Source organism: Niallia sp. RD1, from assembly GCF_024219955.1.
Classification (GTDB): domain Bacteria; phylum Bacillota; class Bacilli; order Bacillales; family Cytobacillaceae; genus Niallia; species Niallia alba.
In genome coordinates this window covers 3,048,479-3,074,647 of the sequence record NZ_CP100420.1, presented here as the reverse complement: position 1 = coordinate 3,074,647, position 26,169 = coordinate 3,048,479, and the positions used below count along the sequence as shown (strand labels likewise).

The 26,169-nt window shown below is 34.9% G+C and carries 24 protein-coding genes and 1 pseudogene; 4 read left to right on the top strand and 21 right to left on the bottom strand.

Annotated features, from left to right (window positions below; genetic code table 11):
• The 15 genes from cas8c to pxpB form a co-directional block, all read right to left on the bottom strand.
• Positions 1-1,908 (bottom strand): type I-C CRISPR-associated protein Cas8c/Csd1, encoded by a 1,908-nt coding sequence (gene cas8c / locus NKG37_RS14650; RefSeq protein WP_254414850.1) that lies wholly within the window; start codon positions 1,906-1,908, stop codon positions 1-3.
• 6 nt (positions 1,909-1,914) lie between these two features.
• Positions 1,915-2,628 (bottom strand): type I-C CRISPR-associated protein Cas5c, encoded by a 714-nt coding sequence (gene cas5c, locus NKG37_RS14645; RefSeq protein ID WP_254414849.1) that lies wholly within the window; start codon positions 2,626-2,628, stop codon positions 1,915-1,917.
• Between the two features lie 249 nt (positions 2,629-2,877).
• On the bottom strand, positions 2,878-5,301 hold the full coding sequence (cas3, locus tag NKG37_RS14640; RefSeq protein WP_254414848.1) for a CRISPR-associated helicase Cas3': 2,424 nt from the start codon (positions 5,299-5,301) through the stop codon (positions 2,878-2,880).
• A gap of 372 nt (positions 5,302-5,673) precedes the next feature.
• Positions 5,674-6,273, bottom strand: coding sequence for a pyroglutamyl-peptidase I (pcp, locus tag NKG37_RS14635; protein WP_254414847.1), 600 nt, complete (start codon positions 6,271-6,273; stop codon positions 5,674-5,676).
• Position 6,274: 1 nt separating this feature from the next.
• Positions 6,275-8,374: a M14 family metallopeptidase gene (locus NKG37_RS14630; protein ID WP_254414846.1), complete on the bottom strand. Its 2,100-nt coding sequence runs from the start codon at positions 8,372-8,374 to the stop codon at positions 6,275-6,277.
• Positions 8,375-8,561: 187 nt separating this feature from the next.
• The gene (locus tag NKG37_RS14625) at positions 8,562-9,878 is read right to left on the bottom strand and encodes an ISLre2 family transposase (RefSeq protein WP_254414845.1); all 1,317 of its coding nucleotides are present in this window, start codon (positions 9,876-9,878) and stop codon (positions 8,562-8,564) included.
• Positions 9,879-10,078: 200 nt separating this feature from the next.
• A complete protein-coding gene (locus NKG37_RS14620) occupies positions 10,079-10,906 on the bottom strand; it encodes a hypothetical protein (protein ID WP_254414844.1) in 828 nt (275 codons plus the stop codon).
• 12 nt (positions 10,907-10,918) lie between these two features.
• Positions 10,919-11,845: an ABC transporter permease gene (locus tag NKG37_RS14615; protein ID WP_016204069.1), complete on the bottom strand. Its 927-nt coding sequence runs from the start codon at positions 11,843-11,845 to the stop codon at positions 10,919-10,921.
• Positions 11,842-12,774 carry a nickel ABC transporter permease gene (gene nikB, locus NKG37_RS14610; protein ID WP_016204070.1) on the bottom strand — a complete coding sequence of 311 codons (933 nt, stop codon included), beginning with the start codon at positions 12,772-12,774 and terminating at the stop codon, positions 11,842-11,844. Before nikB ends, NKG37_RS14615 begins: the two co-directional genes overlap by 4 nt.
• 73 nt (positions 12,775-12,847) lie before the next feature.
• Positions 12,848-14,428, bottom strand: a complete 1,581-nt coding sequence (locus NKG37_RS14605; RefSeq protein ID WP_016204071.1) for an ABC transporter substrate-binding protein — start codon at positions 14,426-14,428, stop codon at positions 12,848-12,850.
• 38 nt (positions 14,429-14,466) lie between these two features.
• On the bottom strand, positions 14,467-15,465 hold the full coding sequence (locus NKG37_RS14600; protein ID WP_254414843.1) for an ABC transporter ATP-binding protein: 999 nt from the start codon (positions 15,463-15,465) through the stop codon (positions 14,467-14,469).
• Entirely contained in the window at positions 15,455-16,456 is a 1,002-nt protein-coding gene (locus tag NKG37_RS14595) for an ABC transporter ATP-binding protein (RefSeq protein ID WP_101730205.1), read from the bottom strand. Before NKG37_RS14595 ends, NKG37_RS14600 begins: the two co-directional genes overlap by 11 nt.
• A 342-nt stretch (positions 16,457-16,798) precedes the next feature.
• A complete protein-coding gene (locus NKG37_RS14590) occupies positions 16,799-17,566 on the bottom strand; it encodes an IclR family transcriptional regulator (protein ID WP_016204074.1) in 768 nt (255 codons plus the stop codon).
• Between the two features lie 12 nt (positions 17,567-17,578).
• Entirely contained in the window at positions 17,579-18,598 is a 1,020-nt protein-coding gene (locus NKG37_RS14585) for a 5-oxoprolinase subunit C family protein (RefSeq protein ID WP_016204075.1), read from the bottom strand.
• Positions 18,595-19,284 (bottom strand): 5-oxoprolinase subunit PxpB, encoded by a 690-nt coding sequence (pxpB, locus tag NKG37_RS14580; protein ID WP_254416402.1) that lies wholly within the window; start codon positions 19,282-19,284, stop codon positions 18,595-18,597. The genes NKG37_RS14585 and pxpB overlap by 4 nt, the downstream gene beginning before the upstream one ends.
• Before the next feature lie 299 nt (positions 19,285-19,583).
• Between pxpB and NKG37_RS26350 the strand changes: the two genes are divergently transcribed.
• Together NKG37_RS26350 and NKG37_RS26345 are read left to right on the top strand one after the other, a co-directional pair.
• Positions 19,584-19,802: a hypothetical protein gene (locus tag NKG37_RS26350; protein ID WP_367975874.1), complete on the top strand. Its 219-nt coding sequence runs from the start codon at positions 19,584-19,586 to the stop codon at positions 19,800-19,802.
• 93 nt (positions 19,803-19,895) lie between these two features.
• On the top strand, positions 19,896-20,072 hold the full coding sequence (locus tag NKG37_RS26345) for a GNAT family N-acetyltransferase (RefSeq protein ID WP_367975872.1): 177 nt from the start codon (positions 19,896-19,898) through the stop codon (positions 20,070-20,072).
• Positions 20,073-20,135: 63 nt separating this feature from the next.
• Here NKG37_RS26345 and NKG37_RS14570 read toward each other — a convergent pair whose 3' ends face one another.
• The 6 genes and pseudogenes from NKG37_RS14570 to NKG37_RS14545 form a co-directional block, all read right to left on the bottom strand.
• Positions 20,136-20,627, bottom strand: a complete 492-nt coding sequence (locus NKG37_RS14570; RefSeq protein WP_254414842.1) for a sugar phosphate isomerase/epimerase family protein — start codon at positions 20,625-20,627, stop codon at positions 20,136-20,138.
• Positions 20,628-20,694: 67 nt separating this feature from the next.
• Positions 20,695-21,237: pseudogene (gene iolA, locus NKG37_RS14565) on the bottom strand (methylmalonate-semialdehyde dehydrogenase); the annotation flags it as partial.
• Positions 21,215-21,820 carry a PTS transporter subunit IIC gene (locus tag NKG37_RS14560; RefSeq protein WP_101730588.1) on the bottom strand — a complete coding sequence of 202 codons (606 nt, stop codon included), beginning with the start codon at positions 21,818-21,820 and terminating at the stop codon, positions 21,215-21,217. The pseudogene iolA and the gene NKG37_RS14560, both read right to left, overlap by 23 nt.
• Positions 21,821-22,019: 199 nt before the next feature.
• On the bottom strand, positions 22,020-23,363 hold the full coding sequence (locus NKG37_RS14555) for an IS1380 family transposase (protein ID WP_118977697.1): 1,344 nt from the start codon (positions 23,361-23,363) through the stop codon (positions 22,020-22,022).
• Between the two features lie 89 nt (positions 23,364-23,452).
• On the bottom strand, positions 23,453-23,749 hold the full coding sequence (locus tag NKG37_RS14550; RefSeq protein ID WP_254414841.1) for a PTS sugar transporter subunit IIB: 297 nt from the start codon (positions 23,747-23,749) through the stop codon (positions 23,453-23,455).
• A 17-nt stretch (positions 23,750-23,766) separates the two neighbouring features.
• The gene (locus NKG37_RS14545; protein WP_016204081.1) at positions 23,767-24,210 is read right to left on the bottom strand and encodes a PTS sugar transporter subunit IIA; all 444 of its coding nucleotides are present in this window, start codon (positions 24,208-24,210) and stop codon (positions 23,767-23,769) included.
• Between the two features lie 337 nt (positions 24,211-24,547).
• Between NKG37_RS14545 and NKG37_RS14540 the strand changes: the two genes are divergently transcribed.
• A complete protein-coding gene (locus NKG37_RS14540) occupies positions 24,548-24,796 on the top strand; it encodes a DUF1858 domain-containing protein (RefSeq protein ID WP_016204082.1) in 249 nt (82 codons plus the stop codon).
• The gene (locus NKG37_RS14535) at positions 24,789-26,036 is read left to right on the top strand and encodes a DUF438 domain-containing protein (RefSeq protein ID WP_254414840.1); all 1,248 of its coding nucleotides are present in this window, start codon (positions 24,789-24,791) and stop codon (positions 26,034-26,036) included. The genes NKG37_RS14540 and NKG37_RS14535 overlap by 8 nt, the downstream gene beginning before the upstream one ends.
• Positions 26,037-26,169 lie beyond the last annotated feature (133 nt).

Here is a 26,169-nt window from a genome sequence, read left to right as displayed (position 1 = left end):
CTAAATTTCCCCTTTCTCTTCTAAAATTTCTTCTGTAACTGCCTGCTTATCATTTTTCTGAAGAATATCATGCCTTTGACTATAAAATCCTAATAGATATTTTCCAGAAAGAGGCTTATTATTAAAATCTCCTGGATTTATCATAGAACCCACTTCATCAATTAATTTGTTATAATACCAAACCTTTTCTCCCAAACGGGCTTGATACGGTTGAAGGGCTTTTTGAATAGTTAACCATGTTCTTTCTGGATGCTGTGCGAACGAACTCATAAAACGGCGAGCATTTGTCGCACGATTATCTCCTTCTAAAGCTCTTCTTTCTAATACATCTGCGATAGCTAAAAGCCTACCAAATAAATAATCACGATTAGTATTTGTTTTGTCTAGTGCCACTGAATATCCCTCCTCTTTTTTATTAAATAACGAACAACAAATACTAAGTGTTTTTTCCCATTCCCAAGGCTCCATCGAAACAGGGTTAGATGCACGATAAAAAGCACTTCGAATAACATCCTCAGGTATGATTCGTCTGTCAATAATACATGGAAGCATTCTTTCCATCATGCCTTTTACTACTTTTTCATTCACTTTCGATCCATACGCAGCAAATGCAATGTCTTTTAAAGAAGGTGCACCAAAGAATGAAATAACTTCTCCATTGTTATTTTTCCGATAGCGATGCTGCCAAGTGCAAGTTAAATGCCATTCTTTTAAATTATCTAAATAAGTAGATTTATTAATACTGCGGTAATATAACACAGCCATTCTTCCAGTTGTCGCTGAATCAAGCACCATAATTTGCACATTTTCATTCAATGATAAATCGCTTTCATATCCGCTTATTGCTTTGGAAACTTCTCTAGCACTGTGCTCAAATGTATAGGATCCGCCTTTACTTTCTTCCTCTTCTTGAGTACTTTCTCCAGTAATCAATGCCCATGTATCTTCCATTAAATCTGGAACTTCACTTCCCCATACAAGAAAAACTCTTTGATCAATAATTTTAGCTTGCTTATTGATTAGCCATTTTAAGGCATTATGAGCTTTTTGCGATACCTCATAGCTTATATTTACAGCATCTGTCGGTTTTAAAAATCTGCCTCTATAAGTAAAACCACTCGAATCATTTGCTGAAATTAATTTTGCTTTATCTCCAGCGTTCCTAATCTTATTTGCGTGTTTTTCAGTGCTAGGTAACATTTCACCTGTAACATAGCATAGTTCTTCCTTGCCAAGTAAATCTTTGTAATATGAAATAAATGAATTGTATAATTCTAAATCATTCCACGGTTTAGGTAATTCTGCGTCAGGTGAATATATACTAAATCTTATAAATGCACTTTCTTGTCCACCTGTTACAGTAGAGAATATTTGCGGTTTCTCACCTATATATTCTTCCGTTGCTTTATCTAGTTTGCTAAATAATTGCCCTTTCTGATCTAACCAAATTATTTTTTCCTCTACTAAATCTTTTATCAACCGTCGTTTACTTAAATATTGATAAATTGATTTTACAGTATCGGTAGCATAAGGTGATTCCGACCATTCTTTTAATTGTGCGATATAATAAGAGAATGGCTCTTCTTTTTTTATCTTTCCTCCATATGCAACAAAGTCACCTGCTACATAGGGTAATTTATCATGAAGAGGATATGGTGCTATTACAGAGCCAGCTCTACTTGCGGAATTTTCTGAACTTGGAATTAAAGTATTTCCACTCGACTTATCTAATAAAAACGCAGAATGAAAATCACCATCTCCGGTAATCATTACTTCAATATGAGCAGTTTGAGTAGTATGAGAGATTGGAAGTAATGTAAATTCTTTACCGTTTTTTTTAACTTCTTTTTTTCCTACAATATCTAAGTTATCTTCATATGTTTGATATAGATTTAACATCCAAGTCATTTATAGTCACCTCCCCTCCTCTATTTGACTCCAAAGTATGTCTGCTGTTTCAATATTTGTTTCATCAAAGCGTTTAACATCCATTTCACGAATCTGATGAATATTAGTACATTCATCTGGACGAATAAATCGGATAACTCCATTTCTCACAATCGGATTCCATAACCGCACTTCAAGTTGCTTTGAACCTGTTTCATCTGGATAACTCAGACCGTGAAGCATTGTGCCGATATGCATCTCATCTAAATCATCATAAAATCCTTTGCCTTCACCAAATTCACAAGGTTCTACATAGCCTTGACATTCTCGTGTTCCTAAAAAGATATCTCTACGACCTCCAACTTTTAGAGAACGTTTAAGAATATTATGATGTTTATGTTCGTTACGATCAAAGGCAAGATCTGGGCGGTTAGGATTAAAAATAAAATGTGCTTTTACCTGATATCTTGGATTTTTTAGATATGTGTAATTAGCTAGAGTATTTCCACCACCATATTCAATAGGGCGAATACCTTTCGATTCCATTTGAATCGGATTCATTATTCTTATCTCATCAACAATATACATAATTGTCGGTTTCCAATAAATCGATTCCACAATCCCCTTAACACTTCCATAGCTTGGAACGCTATAACTCATCTTCTCCCCACCAATTTTAGTTAATGGATCAGTAAAAAGAGCATAATTACCACACACCTCAAATTCGATTGAATTCCTCATTAATAATTCACCCCCTACCAAAATATTCTATTTTATTTCCAACAATTTGATTTTACTGTATTTTTCTGAAAAATCAATAATCATTTATAATATATTATATGAAAAATATGAATTTTTCTTGAACATATTATTTCTTTCACCAATGTGCTATACTTTCTTTAAAAAATGTCGTCTTTAAGACGTGGGTTGAAAAATATAGTATATGATCAAGGATTCCAGGGGCGTTTAATTCAAAATGCCCCCTTCTCCTCAAAATAGCAAATTGGCATATCCCCCTTTTCCACTTAATTCCAATCCATACTCTTCATTGTAAAATCCTTCTTTTAAAACAGCTATCTTCCCATCTAAGTAATAAACCAATCCATTAGCCTGTATTAATTGTTCCTTTTCATACCTAAAGATTCCAATAGAATATTGTTGTGCTCTCCGAAGCAATTCTCCTAAATCCTTAATAGAGTGATCTCCATTTAAATCAGCTATAATCTCATCCCCGCCTTTATAAGGAACAATTACCGTAGTTGTCACCTGATCAATCACCTCAAAAAACTTTGCAGCTGTTCCATAGCTATTACTTAGCATCAGACTAAACTTTTCTTTTTTAGTAGCATTATATCCCTTTAATTGTTCATTTTGATTTCTTCCTGCCATTAAGAGATCTACTAAATTAGTATTGTACTCTGGTAAAGAATAATTTAATTTCATAGAAAATTGCTGATAAAATCCTTGAAAGTATCTATTCATTGCCTTCTCTGATAGAATATCCCCACCAAAACTTTCGGGATTTTTAGCAATTTCTTTAAAGATCGTTCTTGCTTCTACTTTACCTATTTTTATCTCTGGCAATTTATCGAGATTTTCTTCTGTATGATCAATAACATAGACTTGCTTTATTCCCATTTCTCCATGACGGTTACAACGACCGGCAGCTTGGGCAATGGAATCTAAGCCAGCAAGTGAACGAACAACACATTCAAAACTAACATCAACACCAGCCTCTATCAATTGAGTACTTATACAGATAACTTTTTGTTTTTGTTCTAATAAACCTCTGACTTCTTCTAGAATCTCTTTTCTATGAAAAGGGCACATAGAGGTACTCAAATGATATATGGGAATGCCCAATCTTTTCTCCTTTAATAGTTCATATAACTTTTTAACTACTGTTTTTGTGTTTAAAATCACTAACATGCTTGTTATGTCTAGTAATTTTTCTTCTATGAAACTAGCTAATCTTTCATTATCGAATGATTGTTCACTTGTTAAATCAATAATGTTCACACGTTTAAATGCTTTAATTACTTTATCGATTTGATTTATTATTTCTGCATCTTTATTTATTGCTAGTTTATGCTCTACAAAATCCAGAGCAGGTTGTGTTGCTGTACAGAGCACTATACTACTTTGTCCATAACTTTTTAAAAAATTTAATGCATGGTTAAATAGAGAGACACACGACGTAGGAACTTTCTGAACCTCGTCAAAAATAATAACTGACTCAGCTAAATTATGCATTCTTCTTATATTTCTTGTACCACTCGCATAAAATACATTTAAAAATTGTACCATCGTTGTAAAAATAATTGGTGAATCCCAATTATCTTTTGCAAGTTTTAACTTTTGCGTTGTACCCATTTTTCCATCTTCATTTTCATCATCATAGTTGTCATCGATTACATTGGAATGATGCTCTAGAATATTGGCATCATCATTCAATATTTTTCTTACCTCTTCTGCATTTTGTTCAATAATTGTTGTAAAAGGGACGACATAAATAATATGTTTCTTTCTATGCAAAACAGCATGTTTTATAGCATATCGAAGGCTAGCTAATGTCTTCCCTCCACCGGTTGGTATAGATAGCGTATATATACCGGAAGCTTTTTCACCAAATCGATCACATTGATCAGACATTTCTCTTCTTAAAACATTAATTGGTGTATCACTATTATCCTCACATTGAAATTCTCTTAATTTCTCCAGAATTTTTTCGTGATAACCTTTAAATAAAATTTCGTGATCCTTTTCTTGACGGTATGGCTTATTTTCTTCAAATAATCTCGTATTTGTTCTATCTCCATCAACTAATGCGCTAAATACATATTTTGTTAAGAACATACACTTTTCTTCATTAGACATATTTTTATCCTTGCTGAGAAAACCTTGTAGTTCTTGAGCTGCTTCATTTACATATTGCTTGAATTCATCCTGCTTCATTACCTTTTCAAAAAACTTTTCTTTTGATAAAGAAAATTCCGTTAAATCAGATTTCCTCACTCTTTTTAAGAATTCCGAATTCAATTCTAAATCTATATAATCTTTTAAATAGGAATGATGAGAAATAATTGCGTTTCCAACTATTTCTGCTAAAAGAGAGAAAATACTAATTTTTTTATCCTTATGATACATTTCATAAAGCAACTTTCCTCCTGCAGTTGAATGGTCTACACTTCCCCTTCTTTTAGCATTTGCTGGATCATTTACTGCCGTCCAAATATAAATTCGAAACTCCTCTGTATATTTCCCTAAATCATGTAGCATACCAGCAAGACCAGCAATATGCGGTACACCAATTTTTCTGCCTATAGTCTCTGCGATTTGCTTAACAGCTAGTAAGTGTTCTTTTACTGATTGGATTTCTCCATTTTCCTCTCTAATGTGGGCAATAAACTCCATATTAAACACCCTCCCTTTTTCTTATTATAAAAACCATTACTTTTATCCTATATTTTCCTATTTTTCCTCTTATTTCGCAATTGATTTAAAAAAATAAATAAAAAAGGATCTCAAAAGTCAGTATATGTAGTTCAGTTTTAAAGTAGAAAAAGAAAAAATATTCTAATTATCAAGGGTTTTAGATGTGCTTTCTATAAGAAAATAGCAAATTCTCTATTCTTATGATTGTTACCTTTTAAAATTACAAAAATAATAGTGAAAAAATGTTTTAATTGATAAAGTATTAATACTTCATAGATTCATAAAAAAAGACCGGCATGGCCGATCTCTCATAACTGAGCTTAACACGAGATAGAATGTGATATATCACTCTCACATCTCCTCGATACACAATCGAATCCCTCTAACCAAATCAGCATGAGACATACTTGGTATTTTCCCATGCTGAATAGCAAGTTCATGGGAAGCCGGAATATGAATAAATCCAGATTTCACATTAAGTTGATTTATCTTAATATGATATAACATTCGATACATAACATGATTACAAAGATAGGTACCTGCTGTGTTGGAAATATCAGCTGGCAAACCATTTTTTGTAAGTGATTGTACCATTTTGCGAATAGGAAGCGTACTGAAGATTGCATCAGGTCCTTCTTCTATTATTTTTTCATCAACTGGCTGATTGCCATTGTTATCTTTGGCTCCATCATTACAGTTAATCCCTATTCGTTCTGGTGTAATTTTAAATCGGCCACCGGATAATCCTAAAGAAATGACGGCATCTGGCGTAACCGAATCAAAATGATCTAATATTTCATTACCAGATTTGGAGAAATCAACCGAAAGAATTTTACCCACTATTATATAATCATTTATCGCAGTTCCATCCAATTCTTCTACAATTTGCTTTGTAGGATTAATGGAAAAATCTAAAAATGGTTCAAATCCAGTTAGTAGTAGTTTTTTCATATTACTGCACCTCATTAAGTCTTATTGGTCTTTTTCTATATATTGCACGCTTCTTCTTATTAACTCGATGATTCACTCGTATATTACCTTGAATCATCGTTTCAATAATAGCTGTATGAAAAAGCTTTTGTGCTTTTATACAAGCTTCTAATGTTTTATCATACACTGTTTCGTCTGCTGCTTCTGATATAATATCAGCTGCTATCCAATCTGGAAATCTAGACACGGCACTGGTCGCAGAAGCATTAGCTTCTACATTCCAGACGTAAAAAATCAAATCCTCATGCAATTGAAGGGGGAAAATATCAGGAATCCAATTATGACCATATTTTTTGTATCGATTTAGCCAATAATGGTTCTTTTTTTGAATATCCGTTCCTACAATTTTCTGTTGAATACTTTTTATAATATTCTTCAAATTCTCAACATGGAGGGAACTATTATTTAACTGACGACCTATTCCGTATATTAGGGCATTCGGGATAAAGTATGAAACCGGAAATCTTGGAGGACTATTATATCCTGCAAATGGCTGTACCCACTCATGTGAAGGGATTCCATGTCCATCAACGATTACATCTGGTGCCCATTTTTTCATCACTGCTGGAATAACATCAGCCTCTCCAAACTCTGTTTCCTTGTAAAGGACATCACGATATTCCAATCCCACTGCATTATAGCGGGCAGCATGATGTTTCCATTCCGGATTATCTTTTGTCATTTTTCTATGTAATTCTCTCCCATCAGGATTTGCCATAGGAAGTACGACAAGATTAACCTTTTGTAACACATCCGTTTTTATTTCCTGAATTAACTCCAAAATAGCAGGTGTGCTGGACACTTCATTCGCATGATGTCCTGCTTCAATAAAAATAGTAGGTTTATAGATGGATAGTTTTATGGAAGAATGAAACTCTTCCTTCATTGGAGCAGTAATCTCTAGTATTTGCAACGGATTCCCTTTATAAGAAACAGCAGGATACCATTCCCGTATCTGTTCTGATTGTCTGTGCTTATAAATTTTATTTACTTTAATAGCAACCTTTTTACGCTTGTTTGTCTTTACATCTACTAGGTAAGCAAATCTAGCATCACCATTCTTCGTAAAATCAATTTTTTCTGTTAGCCACCTATCTTTACTCTTTGATTGCCACCTGTAGGCAATTATTTCGGCAAAGGGAGTCGCAGCTTTTACTGCCTTCACAAAAGGGTGCACACCCCCAGGGGCAGTATACCCCTTCCCAACCGTTTCTTCCCCTTTTAGCATAAAGTAATCTAATGTATTAAAATAGATATCTTCATGCAATGCCTCCATAGAGGAGATTCGTTCTTCATTCAGAAAAAGCTTTCTTTCTTCTTCACTCATCGTTATATAAACATCTATTCGATCAAATAATGGTTTGGAAAATCCTTGGCCTTCTTCTATATTGCCAATCTCTTTAAATAGTAACTCCATCACTTCATGTTGGTAATAAAAATAAAAAGATTCTCTGTCGGTCATGTGTAACTTTTCATAAAGGCATTTGTCATTTTCTCTAATCCGTAGCAATCCTGTTGTAGGGAAAACTTTCTTACCCTTATCTATATAGGGAAATTCACGAACAGGAACGGTCAGCTTTTCACGTACGATTATTTGCTGCTCTCTATTATATGCTGTCAAACAATAGGTAGAAGGAGGACTTTCTACTAGAGAAAAATGAATATTTCCCTCTAAAATTCCTATCTCTCTTTCTATTAATAAATCAACTGGATATAACTCTTGAATCCATCTAATTGGTAATTCTACTCCTGCTAATAAATCTTTTTCACATTCAATCATTATGTGGCTAATATTGTCAGCATGTTGCTTCAATAATGGAAGAATCTCTTCCTCAATCCAGAAAAATCCAGGTTTGAAAGCAGAACGAACTTTTACATGGTTGGTGTCGAATATTTCTTCTACTTGTTCTTTCACTTGTTTTCGAACCTCTGTTGGTTCCGATAGAAAGATTTCAATCATAAGATTTTTTCTCCCTTGATAAATGCTTGCCTGTTGCTGACATAGCTCTTCCATTCTTTGTACTTCCCCTTTATCCTCATCCTCCCATCTTAGATGAAACATCACCTCTTCCTTCATTGCCTTATTATTATCTTCCAGCTCTTGTTCCCATGATAGATAGGATCCCCCTTCGATTGAGTCAAGTTTTTGTGGGAGTTTTTTTAGCTCCCTTTTTTATAAAGTAAAACCTCTAAGTTTGTATCCGCTTTCCAATTGGTTTTGTTCTTCCAACTGTTGATTCTCTCATTTTTTAAAAACCTTTTAATCCCTGTAAGGCAAAGTGAACGGGTTTTCCAATCGCTTGATTTAAGTATGGCATGTTCTGACGCACGGTTTCTGTTACTAATTTTGTGGGTATTTTTCTTTTCGCTCGATGCTCTTTCTTTGATTTTTCCGTGGCTTTTTCCCATTTCCCATATATCGTTTGGATGGATAGGTCATCCTTCAATCCAATCCACAAGCGCGCCATGCTCATGACTCCTTTTTTGCTCCATGCTCTTCCATTCTTTAATCGTTTGGCTAATTGATTCATCATCGCCTCTGCACTTCCCATTGGACGATACGCTGTCGTGTCCACACCTTTTTCCTGTAACCAACTACGGTAATCTTTTATGGTTTCCTGATGATGCGTTAAAAAGGCAAGGAAATGCTCTAGTTTTTCTTCTTTTTCTGGTGTATCCATTGTTCCTACTGCGCTATTCAACTCTAGAAGTAATGTTTCTACCTGGTAGTTTCTTAACGCTCTTTTCATGTAGCGGTATCGAGGATGGCTCTTCATTAGTTGCTTCATCGAACGAGCGACATGAAAACGATCCATGGTGAAAAAGGCGCGTTCCCGAAAATACTCCCGACATGCCGTTATCCAGCCTGCTCCATCACCATTAATAATAAGCAAGGTTTGGGTAGGATCATACGCATAATGATTCTGTAAGAACGTTTCAAAGGCTTCCCAAAAGGGTTCTTTTCCTTCATAAAGAAAATGCCTTTTATTTCGGAGCCTGATTCGCTTTCCGTTTTCTTTCCATCCCTCGTGTACAGCGGCGAATTTCAACTCCCATCCACGCTTTTTCTTTTCTTGACTCTTCACATATAATCCATCTACTTCGACAAACAATACCTTTTGAAAAGGGCGTTTTTCCTTAGCGGGAAGTACGCTTGTTTGAAGAAGATGTTGCCGTAATGCTTCGTGGCTCATCGCCGAATAGCCTAAAAATTGTTCGAACGTTTCCACCGCCTTTCGATAGGAGGAGCCATTCGTCGCTAGTTCTAACCCCCATTCTTCTAGTAGCGGACTAAATCCCTTATTCCCCTGAAACTGTAAATAGTGATCTAATAGACAAATATATTTTTTAGTCACACGATCAAAATAATAATTACGCTTCAGCTCCACAGCTCCAAACGCTGTATCTAATCGTATTTCTCGTTTATCACGTAAAGCAAATCTTCTTTTGTCTCGTTGCTTGGCAATCTCTTGATCCCAATTTTCTAACGTTTGAATAAGGATTTCTTGAAACGTCATTTGTAGTGTTCGAAATAAAGTTTTTTCCAATTCTTTTAATGATGGCATTTTTATGTTACATTGATTCATGAGAGCCTCTCCTTTTCGTAGTTTTCTAGTCAAACTCTACTTTACAAAAGGAAGCTCTCTTTTTTAATACTTAATTTTTTCCAGCTACCGCGCTTTCGCTTGGTGGCCTTTTTGTCTAGTTGGGGGACTCGTCCCCCAACTAGACAAAAAGGATATTTATTCTCCCACAAACATTTTACTCATACTCCCCCTTCAGAATAGTGCTTGCTACTACTGAAAAAATTCACCATTTTTGGAAGAATCGCAGATCTTCCTTTAAACTGAAGTATTTGAGTGTTCGGCAAAAAAACAATTTCCTCTTCTCTCTTACTATCAATAAATTCAATCGTAATTCCATCCTTGCAAATACTGCCAGTCAGAGGGAAATGAAGCTCTGTAGACATCATGCCGATTCTAGCAGCTAAATAACATGTCTCCCTTATAAGATTGCTAGTACAAGGTTGTAAGAAACGAAAACCGACCTTTGTTTCCTTTGCAGGCGCTGCTTCTTTAACCTTCGTAAAACCAATTCCATCCCAAAAATCAGATAAAGACTGAATAGGATAATATTCAGTTTCTTTTTCTATAGAAGTGACAGGAATGGGTAGATGCATTCTTTTTCCATCTATTGCATATGCAAAAAATTCATTTTCCTGAAAGCCGACTTTATAAACTAGTCCATCTAAATTTTCACCTGGCCAATAATGTGCAAAATAGCGAATCAGCTTATCCAAATCCTTCCCATTATTATAGGTGAATACTAGATTTCCACTTGCATCAATTTGACATGCCGTTTCTACGTCATTTTTTTCAAAATAAATTCTCCAATCATACTTTGTTGATTCTTTAAAAAAATCAAAAGAAAGAGCTGTTGTTTCAAAGCCTAGTCTTCCACAAAAATCGATTAGTGCTATTGGAATAAAATCTTCTCTTAAGCAAATACAAACATTTACCCCATCAGGAACTCCATCATTATTATTGTCTGCAAGTAATCCGCCTATCTTCCATAAAGAATTTAGATCCCTCATATCATCCCTACCTTATAATTTTAAATTTGGATCCAATTTATCTCGAAGCCAATCTCCAAGTAGATTAAAACCAAATACTGTCAACATAATAGCAATACCTGGGAAAGTCGACGTCCACCATGCAGATGCTATATAATTTCTACTATCAGCCAACATTCCACCCCATGATGGAATTGTTGGGTCTACCCCAAGCCCTAAAAAAGTTAAGGACGCTTCTAAAAGTATGAATTCAGCTATATATAAGGTTCCGAGTACTAATATAGAGGAAATAATATTTGGGAAAATATGTCGCCTAATAATAGAAAAATTAGTGCCTCCTACAGCTTTGGCAGCTTGAACATATTCTAGCTCTTTAAGCGTGATAACTTGACCTCTGATTAATCGAGCGAATCCCACCCAATAGGTTAAGCCAAGAATAAGCACAATATTCCAAATACCTGTTCCTAATACACTCATAATAACAATTGCGAATAAAATAAAAGGAAATGCAAGCTGAACATCAGCCACACGCATGATAATATCATCAAGCCATTTTCCGAAATAACCAGATATCAATCCAAATACCGTTCCAATAACTAGCGCTATAAGAACTCCAAAAAAGCCAACTGTTAAAGAGATTTTTGCCCCATAAATAATTCTACTAAAGAGATCTCTTCCCAATTGATCTGCACCTAGAAAAAAACTTGATTCTCCTGATTCATCAATCCATGAAGGAGGAGCTAATCTAGCTGTCAAACTCGCTTCTCCAGGATCCATTGGTGCAATTAATGGGGCAAAAAAAGCACACATGACACTTATCAGTACAAGCAATAAACCGATCATTCCTCCTAAATTATTTTTCAGAAACACCAAAAACTTCATTATTTTTGACTTTTTCTTTTTTTCAATCTCACTAGAAAGAATGGTAGATTCAGCTTTTTCTACTAAAGGTTCCATCATTTTGCACTCCCTCCTGCTTTAATCCTAGGATCAAAAAAGCTGTAACTTAAGTCGACAATTAAATTTACTATTACCATTAATAAAGCCAAGACAATAACGCCACCTTGAATTACAGGGTAATCCCGTTGATTAATGGCATCCACAATTAGTCTCCCAACTCCTGGCCATGAATAAACTAATTCAATGATAACTGTTCCACCTAACAAGGAGCCAAATTGTAATCCAAGAAAAGTAATAGTTGGTATTAGTGCATTTCTGAAAGCATGCAATAGTATAACTCTCCATTCTGCTATTCCCTTGGATCTCGCTGTTGAGACATACTGTTGATTAAGTGTTTCAAGCATCGAGGATCTTACTAGTCTAGCTAACACTCCAGATAATATTAATCCAAGTGTAAAAGAAGGAAGAATTAAGTATTCAAACCCTTCATACCCCGAAGAAGGAAACCATTTTAGATTGACAGCAAATATAATCATTAACATAATACCTAACCAAAAGTTTGGAAAAGAAACCCCTAATAAGGAAAAAACACGACCTGAAAAATCGATAAATGTTCCTCTCTTTAAAGCAGAGAGGATTCCAATTGGGAAAGCAATTAATATCGCTACCACAATTCCTCCTAAAGCTAAAATAACTGTTGCTCCCATTCTATCTTCAATCATGTGACTTACTGATTGGCCTGAATGAAAGGAAGTTCCTAAATCAAACGTTATGATACCTTTTAAAAATATCCAATATTGGACATATAAAGGTTCATCTAGCCCAAGACTTTTCTTTATTTGTTCAATCGCTTCATTAGTTGGTTCTCCAGCCTGAAACATAACAGCAACCGGATCTCCCGTTAACCGAATAGAGAAAAAGACTAATAAAGAAATCGCAAAAATAACAAATAAAGTATGCAATAATCTCCTCAGAATATATTGTATCAATGCGGATCCCACCTAATTATTAATTTTAAGATAAAGGATAGTATGAACCATACTATCCTTTAGGTCTTTTTCTTTATTCAACAGTGACATTTTCTAAAAACATACGGTCATCATGTGGTGGTTGGAAATTCTTCACTCTATTATTCACGGCATATAAATCAACTGTAGAATATAATGGAATTTCAGGAGTAAGTTCATAAACTCTTTCTGTTAACTCCATGAAAATCTTTTCACGTTCCTCTTGATCAACAGTGGTTCTTTCAGCAGTTAACAATTCTTCTACCTTATCATCTTTAAAAGTAGGGTTGTAATATTCACCTTCGTGATACATTAAGTAAGCAGTATTATCAAAATCTAATGTCCATCCGCCCCAGCCTTGTTGCCACATATGACCAGCGTTACCCTGAGGGACTAATTCTGTTCCTAATGTATTACTATCTACACTATTAATATTTGCTTTTAATCCAACCTGTTCTAAAAAGAAAGCTACGGCTTGAGCAATTTCTTTAAACGTTGCATCTGTTCCAGAAATATAGAAATCTAATTCTGTTCCCTCTGCAACACCCGCTTCCTTAAGAAGTTCTTTCGCCTTTTCAGCATCATATGGATAAGGCTCTAAATCCGGATTATTTCCAAATGATAACTCACTTTGGAACGAAGCAATCGGTTTTCCATATCCACTTAATATCTCATCAATTAACGCTTGTTTATCTATCGCATAATTAATAGCTTGTCTCACTCGAACATCATCTGTAGGTTTTTCATTAAGATCAAAGCGAATGGCATTAGCAGTTGGTGTTCCGACTTCTATTAGATTCAAAAATGAACTATCTTTCACTGTTTCAGCTTGGCTAACTTCAACTTTTTTCATAATATCAATTTTGCCTGTTTGCAATTCAGCAAGTCGCGTAGCAGACTCTGGTATTATTCTAAAAGTTACTTTATCCAACTTTGGAAGCTCTGCTTGCCAATAATCAGGATTTTTCTCAAGTACAACTTTATTATTTGATTCGTATTCTGTTAACTTAAACGGACCTGTTCCAACAGGATTATTATTGAAAAATTCATCGCCCTTTTCTTCAATATATTTAGGCGGTACGATTACTGCTCCATAGCCTGCTAGTTTTGTGATAATTACAGGATCCTTCGTTTTCATAATGAAATTTACTGTATAGTCATCCACAACTTCTACATGATCTATTGATGTATAATTAGCTTGTTGCGGTCCCTTTGCACCTTCCTCACCAAGTAAGCGATCAAAAGTAAACTTAACAGCATCAGCATTAAATGGCTCTCCATCGTGAAAGACAACTCCTTCACGCAATTTAAATTGTAATGTATTGTCATCAATATATTCCCACTCAGTTGCTAATCCTGGTTGAATCTCTAAATCTACTGTTCTCGTAACAAGCCCTTCATAAACAGAGGTCATTACCGTACTCCAATCTAAACGAAACGTATCAATTGGATCCCAGTTTTGAGGTTCTGTACCTACCCCAATTACAATCTCATTACCTCTGTCTGTAACAGGATTTTCCTCACTTGAATTATCATCACTTTTACTTGATGATGACGAATTTGAACTACATGCAGCCAATAATAATATACCTATTACTACAATAGATATAAATTTAAAACTAATTGTTTTTCTCATTTTTTGTCCCCCATTTTCCTAGTTATTGATTTCTACTATTAGCTAATTTTTTCACTCAGTTCTTTATTGTAAAGATGACATGCTACCAATCTTCCATCTGAAAATTCCTGTAATTTCGGGGTAACCGATTTACATACTTCCATACACTCATTACATCTAGTATGAAAGCTACATCCTGCAGGTGGATTAGAAGGACTTGGTACATCCCCTTGTAAAATAATCCTTTCCCGTTTTTTCAAAGGATTTGGAACCGGTAACGCTGATAATAGTGCCTTAGCATATGGATGTAACGGATCATTATATAGGCTCTGTTTATCCGAAATTTCAACCATCTTTCCTAAATACATAACCCCTATTCTGTCACAAAAATGTTTCACGACACTTAAATCATGGGAAATGAACATATAGGTCAATCCCAGTTCTTTCTGTAAATCCTTTAGCAAATTAAGAACTTGAGATTGGATAGAAACATCTAAAGCAGAGACTGGTTCGTCCGCCACAATTAGCTTAGGATCTGTTGCCAGTGCACGCGCTATTCCTATTCTTTGTCGTTGTCCCCCACTAAATTCATGGGGATAGCGATCAATCTGACTAGCTGTTAACCCTACTTGATCCATTAGTTTCAGTACTTTTTTCCTTCTCACTTGCTTATCATATAAAGAAAAATTGATTAGTGGCTCCTCTATGATTTCTCCAACTTTCAAGCGTGGGTTTAAGGAAGCAAAAGGATCTTGAAAAATTATCTGTAAATCTTTGCGCAGTAATCTCATCTTTTCTTTATTAAGCATTGCAATATTTTTCCCTTGAAAATAAACTTCGCCATTTGTAGGTTCTAATAACCGAATAATCGATCTACCTGTCGTACTTTTCCCGCAACCCGATTCTCCAACTATCCCTAGTGTCTCTCCTTTATAAACTTGAAAGGAAACATCATCAACAGCTTTCACTTGTTTGCCTTCTTTTTTTCCAAATAATCCTTCTTTAATGGGAAAATATTTTTTTAAATTCCTTACTTCAAGTAAAACTTCATTTGTCATCAGCAAGCACTCCTTCCATTACGTATGCTTGATCATATAACCAACACTTACAGGTTGATTTCTCATTAATTGAAAAAGTTGGAGGCTCCTTTTTGCACCTTTCATGGACCATAGAACATCTTGGGGCAAATCTACAACCTTTTGGCATATTGCCTGGAGAAGGTACTATCCCTGGAATGGAGGATAAGTATTCCCGTTCATTTTCGATGTCCGGTATAGCTTCTAATAATCCCTTTGTATACGGATGTTTAGGATTTTGAAAAAGCTCTACTACATTTGATTCCTCAACCACTTCTCCTGCGTACATGACAATGACAGTGTCACACATTTCTGCAACTACTCCTAAATCATGGGTGATAAGAATAATGGACATATCTAGCTCGGTTTGTATTTTCTTCATTAATTCTAGAATTTGTGCTTGTATCGTTACATCTAAAGCAGTCGTTGGTTCGTCTGCAACAAGTATGTCTGGATTACAAGATAATGCAATTGCAATCATCACCCGTTGTCGCATTCCACCAGATAATTGATGTGGGTATTCATGGAGTACTTCCGTTGGTCGAGGAATCCCTACTAGCTCTAACATATGCAAGGCTCGTTCATATGCTTGTTTTTTCGTTATAGTTTGGTGATTTCGAATAAGTTCTACTATTTGATAACCAATTGTATAAACAGGATTGAGAGAAGTCATCGGTTCTTGGAAAATCATTGCAATATCTTTCCCTCTAAATTTCCTCCACTCTTTCTTTTTAAGTTTTGTTAAGTCTCTTTGTTTTAAATTGATTATTCCACCTTTATAGCTTACAGCAGGAGGCAATAAGCCCATCAAGGCGAGAGATGTCATACTTTTTCCACATCCTGATTCACCAACAATTCCGAGGGTTGTCCCTTTTTTTAACGAAAAAGAGACATTATTTACAATGTTGATATATCTTCCTCCTGCCGTTACGCCCACTTCCAAATCTCTTACAGTTAACACTTCTTCTGTCAAAAAATCAGCCCCTCTATATTCAAAATATCAGAATATAATTAATCGAAAAATCTCACAATATTAAATTTTCAGAATTTTTAAATTAAAAAAATATTCCGAATTATAAAGTTGTCATTTTGTCGGAATTCTTAATCATTTTTCATAATAAATGTTTCATGTTCTGAAATTTGGAATTTAAGTTCCGAATATTTATTATGAGTTTCATTCTAGCATGATAAATTTAATTGTAAAATGTTTTGTTAGATCTTCTGACAGTATTTTTACATTTTGTTGTATAATAAATCATTCTATTAGATAATTATTCCATATACTAGATTCAGCATATATTTAATTCTTCCTTCTTTACTGTGGCACGCCTACTTTATATCCTAGTTTTACAGAGATTGCATTTGCCCCTTCTTTTACCTTTTGAATAAAAAGATCAAGCTTCTCTTCTTGAAAACGCACTTCTGGACCAGCAATACTAATTCCAGCAATAATTTTTCCTTCATGATCAAAAATTGGAGCTGATACGGATACTGTATAATTTTCAAGCTCTGATTTACTAACTGTATAACCGTTTTTGCAGGTTTCTTCTAATTGATAGCGAAGTTCATTCTTGTCTGTAATAGTTCCTTCACCAATCGGCTCCAAAATAACTTCTTCTAAATACTTTTCCTTCTCATCTTCAGGTAGATAAGCTAATATAATGCGAGAACATGCCCCAGCATATAAAGGCGATCTTCTACCTATAGCTGTATATAATCGAACAGGATGATTCGTATCCAATTTCTCAATATAAATTGCTTCTTTTCCATCTTGTATAATGAGATTAACCGCTTCATCTACCTCATCACGTAGATTTCGCATAATAGGCAAGGCAACTTGGCGAATATCAAGTCTGTCTGCAACCAATTGACCAAATTGCAAGAATAATAGCCCTAGTGAATACTTTCCTTCTTCATCCTTTTCTAGAAAATCCATATCTTCTAAAGAACCAAGCATACGATGCACTGATGTCTTAGGTACCCCTGATAAGGAAATAATTTCATTAAAAGATAGTTTTGGGTAAGTAATAAAAAGGGTGAGTATATCTTTTGATTTAATTACCGTTTTATTTTTATTTTGCATCCTTTACCTCTCCTAGTTGAAACGATTTTCATTTATTTTCATTTTTAAAAAAATATCTAGCTCTCTCATTCCTTTTTCCTTTTGAATGATTAGGTATTCTGCTTCTTGTAGGGTACTTTCTTGAAAACTAATTATTTCTCCTGGCTTTATTTGTGCTATTAAAGATAAATCCGCGGAAACTACTTGCGCAATTTTTGGATAGCCACCTGTTGTCTGTCGATCTGCTACAAGAATTATGGGATTGCCGTCAGGGGGAAGCTGAATGGTTCCGAACGTTACCGCTTCAGAAAGCAGCTCACATTTCTCGTTTAGTTTCACTTCCGGCCCATTTATTCGATACCCCATACGATCAGACTGTGGAGTCACAGTATATTTTCCAGTATAAAAATTCATCTGACTGTTAGTAGAGCACATCGAAAAATGATTTCCAGCTAAAATTCGGATTCTGTATTCATTAGAAAATGTAATAAATTTATGGAAATCTACAAACCAGTTGGTTGTAGTAAATGCATCTAAAGCTTTGTTGTTCTGGAGTTTAATGATAAGTTTCTCAGAAAGATGAGATATCGAATTAATCTCAATCCTATCCCCTGTTTTTAAAGCCCTGCCTTTATAACCACCCATACGAGCACGTAAATAGGTGCTCTTACTATTCAGCATCTCAGGAACAGTGAATCCTCCGGCAACACAAAGATAAGCACGGCATCCAGACTTTATTTTTCCAAAATTTAGTACACTTCCTTTTTTTACTAAAACAGGACGCCATAATGGAACACTCCTCCCCTCTATTACTGGAGATAGATCTCCTCCGGTAATAGCAATAAGCATATCATTTTCAAATAAAAGTGTAGGACCTAACAAAGTAATTTCTAAGCCAGCTTCTTCTTCTTTATTACCGACAATTAAATTACCAATTCTAAGAGAATAGCTATCCATTGCCCCGCTAACAATCACGCCATGCTTCTGGAAGCCATGTCTCCCCAAATCTTGGATACTTGAAAGCATGCCCGAATTAAGTACAGTAATTGTCATGCTTCTTCCTCCTTCTGGAAAAGAAATTCCTCTTCTGATATAGGAAAAAATTTCACAATGTCTCCAGCTTGAAGTAAACTTGGAGGATTTTTATTGGGCAAGAATAGTTGCAAGGGAGTTTTACCAATGAGTTGCCATCCTCCAGGTGTAGCAATAGGATATACCCCTGTTTGTACTCCAGCAATTCCTACTGACCCAGCAGGAATCAATTGTCTTGGTGTAGAACGCCTTGGTGTCGCAATCTTTTCTGACATTCCTCCTAGAAAAGGAAATCCTGGTGCAAAACCTATCATATGGACAAAGTATTCTCCACTAGAATGAAGGGCTATAACTTGATCAACAGTAAGATTATTATATCTTGCCACAAATTCTAAGTCAGGACCGTATTCTCCACCATAACATACTGGAATCTCCATTTTTCGATTGGTGGTCATTTCTGCTTCTTCAAGATGATTTATAATCTCTTCCATTCGCGATTTCACGATAAGAAAAGGAGACAAAGATTGGTTGTTTGTTTTTCTATAAGATTCATAAATTAAATATGGATGATAATAAACCGTTACATTTGTATATGCTGGAACACATTCAATAAATCCTGGAAAAGCATGATTTTCTAAATAGTTAGTTATCATTTGCACTTTTTGATGAATACCCGAGTCAATGCAATTACCAAAACGAACAACAATTGCTGAATCGCCAAAAGATTCTATTATTACATTATGTTGTATTCTAGATGCATCAAGCAGTTAAATCACCTCTTTCTACTTCTAAATTCAGTTACAACTACCCTTGCTTTCGATTCCCGAAATTCAGAAGTTAAGTTCCGCTTTTTAATTATAAATAATCTTAGCATGCCCTCTTCCAAAAAAATACTATATTGTCAGATTAACTTACACATCTTTTATGAGTGTCTCTCTCATTTTTATGTGGTTTATTGTATATTTCTTAAATAGTTTTTTCAAATGAAGAATAGGGAGAAATAAAAATGCTCATTCGAAATGTCCAACCATCGGTTTTATCACCATTATTAGAAATAGAAAATATCGCTTTCACTCCAGCAGAAGCAGCAACAAAAGAAACCTTTATAAATAGAATGGAAACCATTCCTGATACGTTTATTATTATGGAAGAAAACGGAGTAGTTACAGGGTATGTTAATGGACCCGTTATCTCAAAAGCCTTTATTACCGATGGCTTATTCTAAAAAACTGTTCCAAATCCTCCAAAAGGGTGCCAACAAAGCATTTTAGGCATTGCAGTCCATCCCAATTACCAAAGAAAAGGCATCGCTAGTATCTTGCTTGAAAAGTTAGAAAAAATAGCAGCAAAAGGTGAGCGATTAAGCATCACTCTAACTTGTCGCAAAGAGCTTATTCCTTTTTATGAGAAAAATGGTTATCAAAATCAAGGTATTGCCGACTCCCATCATGCTGGCGTGCAATGGTTTAATATGATCAAGCAGTTAAAAAAATAAAAAGGGGACAACATTTATAAACAGTGTCTTCACACTTTATAAATGTTGTCCCCCTTTTTTGTATCACTTTATCTCCTCTACTGAAAAAACCTGATTTAACACCTTAAGTGTTTTATTCTTAGCTGTTATCACGACTTCCTCTGCAGTTAATTGATAATATTCTGGTCTAAATAATTCAATAGAAGCATGATCTGAAAAACCTTTTTCTTTTATAATAGAAAGAATGCTAGGCAAATCAATCACTCCATCACCAGGATATAGACGATCCTCATCTAACAAAAGCCCCGGGTTAAAATCCTCTACGTCCTTAATATGAAATAAGAATACTTTGGAAATATCCGTATTTTTTAAATCTTCCATTGTGGAATTCATTGCATAAAACTGAAAGGTATCAAATACGATCCCAACATTTTCACGATTTACGGCTGCTACAATTTCATTAGCAAAGCTTAGTGTATTAACGGTTGCATGCGGATGGCCAATAAATTCAAGCGCTAGCTTTACTCCATATGGATTGGCTAAATCGGATAATAACTTGTACCGATTTATAGTCATCATTCACTAACCAATGTAAAACATCAATTTCATGAATCAACGTATCTGTAATGGCCATGTCTGTCGAATCACAGACAAGATTAGCACCTTCTTCAATTCCTTTTTCAATATAGCTAAGTGTTCGTTGTTTATTTTCTTCTCTGATAACTGGTCCTAAGAACACACCATCTTCTAAGCCATTTCCGATTTTAATATTTTTGGTTCTCTCTTTTAATGCTTCCATAAATTGATCTACAATTCCTTCTTCAACCGTTACTACTGCACAAGCCATACAGCGTTCTCCAGCTGAGCCGAACGCAGCAGACACAACATTTGTAATCGTTTCTTCTAAATTTGCATCATTTAATACAATCGTATGGTTTTTTGCACCTGTTAGCGCTTGCACACGTTTTAAGTTTTCGCTTCCTTTTTTGTACACATACTCACCAACTGGTTTTGAACCAACAAACGAAATCGCTTTAATTTCTGGATGTTCTAAAATTCCGTTTACTACATCATGTGCACCATACACTATGTTAAATACGCCGTTAGGAAGCCCTGCTTCTGTAAATAATTCTACTAATCTCTTTGTTAATAATGGTGTTCGTTCAGATGGTTTTAAAACAAATGTACATTCCAATACTACCTGATAATGCATAACCTAACATATTAAAATGCCCTATAGCGGTAGCATCACTGCCTGTAATTTTTCGCATAAAAGGCTGACATAATTGCGGTAAAGCAGCAGAGCAAAAACCTAAAATAATCCCGCCAAGAACAATAGCAACTGTATTTGAGTATCCATAAGATTTAATTATTAGGGATAATACACAAGCGAAGAATAAACTATGTCCCCCTGTGAAGAAAATATTCTTCATCGGAGTAATTCTTGCAAAAACTAAGTTCATAACAAATCCTAAAATTAAAGTACATGATACTACAAAACCATACTCAGATTGAGCAAGAGCTGTCGCAGCTTCAGGTGAGGCAACAACCCCTGTCAAATCGAAGCCAGCTTGGAATAATACGTTAAAGTTTTTTAGTGCTGCTGTCATTGTGCTCGCACCAATTCCAAAGATCAGAAATCCAATCAATGTTTTAAATGTACCTGTCATTACTTCTGTCATAGCTTTTCGTTGTGCTAGTAATCCAACCAAGGCAACTAATGCTAAAATAATTGCCGGATTACTAAATAAGCTAATAATGAATTGCATCATCTATCCAACAGCTCCTTATTTTCAAATTTCCCTGAATCCGTGATAAAAAATAATTCTTCCGATAATTTTAGGAATTCCTTATTTTCTTGCCATTCGTACTAATTTAAGTTGGATTGATTGTTTTTTGTGTACACTAAATAAAACCTGCTTACCTATAATTTTTTTCAGGTCTTATTACCTATTCAGTTTCCTAGGCTTATGTTGTAAATGAAAGATACAGTCGTTTAAAAGTAGGAAACCAAGGACTATGATTTCCAAACTTTAAGTAAATTCTTCGGGAATGCTTTACCAATTTTGCAGCTAATGTAATCAAATTCTGGATAACCGTTTTTACTCGGCGACGGAAGACCTTTCTTTTAAGCGGCGCATCCCCTGATTTCAGGCTTTCTTGGCCAATAATCCGAAGGAGATTGTAGGTTAAACATCCAAGATGTAAGATTAATTCATTGGTGGCAAATTTCCCAGAAGGGAAACGTTCTAGGTCTAAATCCGTTTTTAATTCACTGTGGAATTGTTCACAAGTGGCATGTTCGTGATAAAGGCTAATTATTTCCTCTGTTTCATTAGGTAGGGTAGTCCAATAGCTCTCAAACTCAACATCTGGGATTAAGAGGATTTGGCCGTTTTTATCAATCGTTCTTTCTGTTACTTTATAGACTTGGCGAATGGCTTTTTTCATTCCCTTTGGAGTTGTTTCTAAAGCACCATAGAATACACGTTTTCCTTCTCGCTCCTGAACGCATTTACCGAATTGTTCAGCTACCATGAGCCAGTTTTCAGGCTTTTCACGGCGAGGATTTCGTTTAATTATGAAATCGGCCTTTTCATTCACACAAACTTTTAGGTTTTCGACACTATCGTTTCCTGCATCCATACGGACCAATAACGATAGATCAGTAATCATCCGAGAATATATAATACTTTTCTCGAGAAATTTCTCAGTATCCTTTTGAACGTGTGTGCTTCCCTCCCGAAGTTCCACATTTACAACGTAGCCTTCTTGACCCAAATAGGAGAAGTTAGGGGAATACCCGTCACATCCTTTGTATGTGCGACTAACCCCTTCTTTCTTAGTATTTGAGTTATCAAATGGCGATACATCAATATCCAGAGGTACGTATGATTTTTTGTCACTAGTAATTGTTGGAGTGACAGGAGAATCAAATTGCCGTATTAGTTTAGCCGATTCTTCCAGAACAATGGATTTCCATCCAGTCACCTTGGCAATTTGATCGAGTCGTTGCCGTAGTGTGGGACTTGATGGAACCACTTGAATATCCAATGCACGATAAAAGAAGGGATCATCTCGAAATTCTTCGATATGGTCGAAATCATTCTTACCTTGGCACAATAGACCCACATAAGAAGTGGTAACATCCCCATTAAGAATGGCCGGAGACGACTTGATTTCTGGGACCTTTAAGGATGAAAAACGTTTGTAAAATTTTGTTTTTGATAAAAGCAAACCTATTAAACCTAGACCCGAATGGGTCGTTAATGTATCATCGGAATCTTCTAAAATAAACTTAACCAATTTCAACACCTGCCTGGTGAAATAAAATTATCAACATAAATCAGCTGATAACATTATTATATCAGGCTTTGTGGGCACATTTATTATTAATTACGTCACGGACTCAGGATTTCTATTCCCTGTAAAAATTTATTTAATTTCTCAAAAATTTCTTTTTTATCGACAATATTGGCAATACCAATAATATGTTGCTTTATCCCTTTATTACTTAATTCCTGTGCGACATCCACAAGAGTAATTAATAATTCACCATCAAATCCAGGTACACCATCTAATGAAGAATGTTCTACTTGTATAGGCAGTTTATTTTCTCTTACCACTTCATTAACTTTTATTTTTAGCATCAAACTTGAACCAACGCCTGCTCTACATGCTACTAATGCTTTATACATAAAAATCGCCCCTTTAGTTAAATAGTACTAATATATGAAAGTATCTCTTTCGGACTGTTGCTAGTATCTAATAGCTTAAAAAAATCCTCATTTTCCAATAACTTTACTAATTCTGCCAATGCTTCCAAATGACTATTATTGTCTGTTGCGCTTAAACAAAATAAATACTTCACTGGATCATTGGCTTCATTTCCAAAGTTAACAGGACGATCCAATGTAGTGATCCCTATTGCTGTTTCATTAGCTCCAAATTCCGCAGGAGCATGGGGTAATGCAACATGCTTAGTAATAACAATATAAGGTCCAATCGACTTGGCAATTTCAATAATTTTATTGACATACTCTTTTGTAACCTTGTTCTTCACTACGAGAGGTAGTGTACCTTTTCTAATTGCGTCCTCCCAATTATCCGCCTTTACATTTAATTGGATTAATTCTTCTTCTAAGATATTGTTTAACAATATCACTACCTCCTTACAAACACTTTACTTATCCATTTCTTTTGATAATCTTTCTCCGTTTATACTTTCTTTAAAATATTTTCCCTCCATCTCTCACATCTTTTAAAGTGATCACCTTTAATTAAATTGTAGTTTGAAGCGCTTTCTCCTTCAATGCTCATTGAGTTCTTATTTTGTTGACTGCTGAAACAAATCATGAACCTAAATAAAACAACTTCCTGTAAGCACGTTTTCAAACATCAATTTTTATAAAAATGTGATTTCCATCACATTTTTTATCCGATTATTTTGTTATACTTCCATTGAGAATAATTATCACTAAAAGAGGTGTTATCGATTGACTAAAGTATTAGATTTAAATCGAACCATCTTAGAATTAACAACCACTTATCCAGAATTAATTAACGTTTTAAAAGAGGTAGGCTTTGAAAAAATTACGGACCCTCGTATGATGCAAACCGCAGGACGAATCATGACCATTCCTAAAGGATGTCGCATGAGAAAAATATCAATAGAAACAGTAAAACAAGCTTGTATAGATCATGGGTTTACGATTATGGAAGAGGGAAGGGACACGTATGAGTGAATTAATAAACAATCGAAAAGAATTAAAAAAAGAAGCTTCCGAACGCCAACGGCTTTTAAAAGAAATCATCAAAGATTTACATGTTGGCAAGTCAGTTGAAGAAGTAAAAGCTCAATTTGAAAATGCCGTTGGTAATATTTCTGTATCGGAAATTTCCCAGCTTGAACAAGCTCTTATGGAAGAAGAAGGGATTCCAGTTGAAGAAGTACAACGATTATGTTCTGTGCACACAGCAGTATTTAAAGGATCCATTGATGATATTCATGCCTCTTCTTCCCAAAAATTAGAAGAAGAAGTTGGACATCCAATTCATACCTTTAAACATGAAAATAAAGAAATTGATTTATTGGTAAATTTCAAGCTTCAGCTTCATTATGAACGATTTGAAAAAGATGATTCTCCAGAAAATGTCCAAAAACTTCTGGAGGACATACAACTATTATTAGATATCGATAAACACTATAGCCGCAAAGAAAATTTACTATTTCCCTTTCTTGAAAAATACGGTATTTATGGACCTACCCAGGTTATGTGGGGAGTAGATGATACAATTCGTGATGCTATCAAATTAGCAAAACAACAATTAGAAGATTATCACGGAGACAAACAAGACATTCTGAATAATATTTACTTTATAATTCAGGAAACTACTGAAATGATTTTCAAAGAAGAGAATATTCTATTTCCGATGGCCCAAAGTACATTAACTGAAGATGAATGGATAAAAATTGCAACCGAAAGCGAAGAAATTGGCTATTGTTTTATTAAACCAGTAGAAAAATGGATTCCAAAGCGAGTATCTATACAAGAGAAAACCTCTATAGATATGATAGAAGATGGACTGATTCATTTAGAAACTGGCATTCTTTCTGTCAAACAGCTAGAGCTAATGCTAAATCATTTGCCAGTGGATATAACCTTTATTGATAAAGACGATGTTGTGCGGTACTTTTCTCATGGCAAAGAAAGAATATTTGCCCGAACAAAAGCCGTTATCGGACGTACTGTTCAAAACTGTCATCCTCCTAAAAGTGTACATGTAGTGGAAAAATTATTAGAAGAATTTAAGTCTGGAGAAAAAGATTGTGAAGATTTCTGGATTAAATTCAAGGATAAATATGTATATATACGTTATTTTGCCGTAAGAAATGAACAAAATGAATATATAGGAACTTTAGAATTCACCCAAAATATTCAGCCTATCCAAGCAATAGACGGGGAAAAAAGAATTCTTGGTTAATGAAATAAGGAAAGGGGCTGGGACATAAGTATTCCAGCCAAGGATAAATCGAACAATTATACGAAGCTACTAATGAAAGTTCCGTATAATTGTTTGGTTTTTTATTTGTTTTTTAAAGGATGTTCCCATGAAG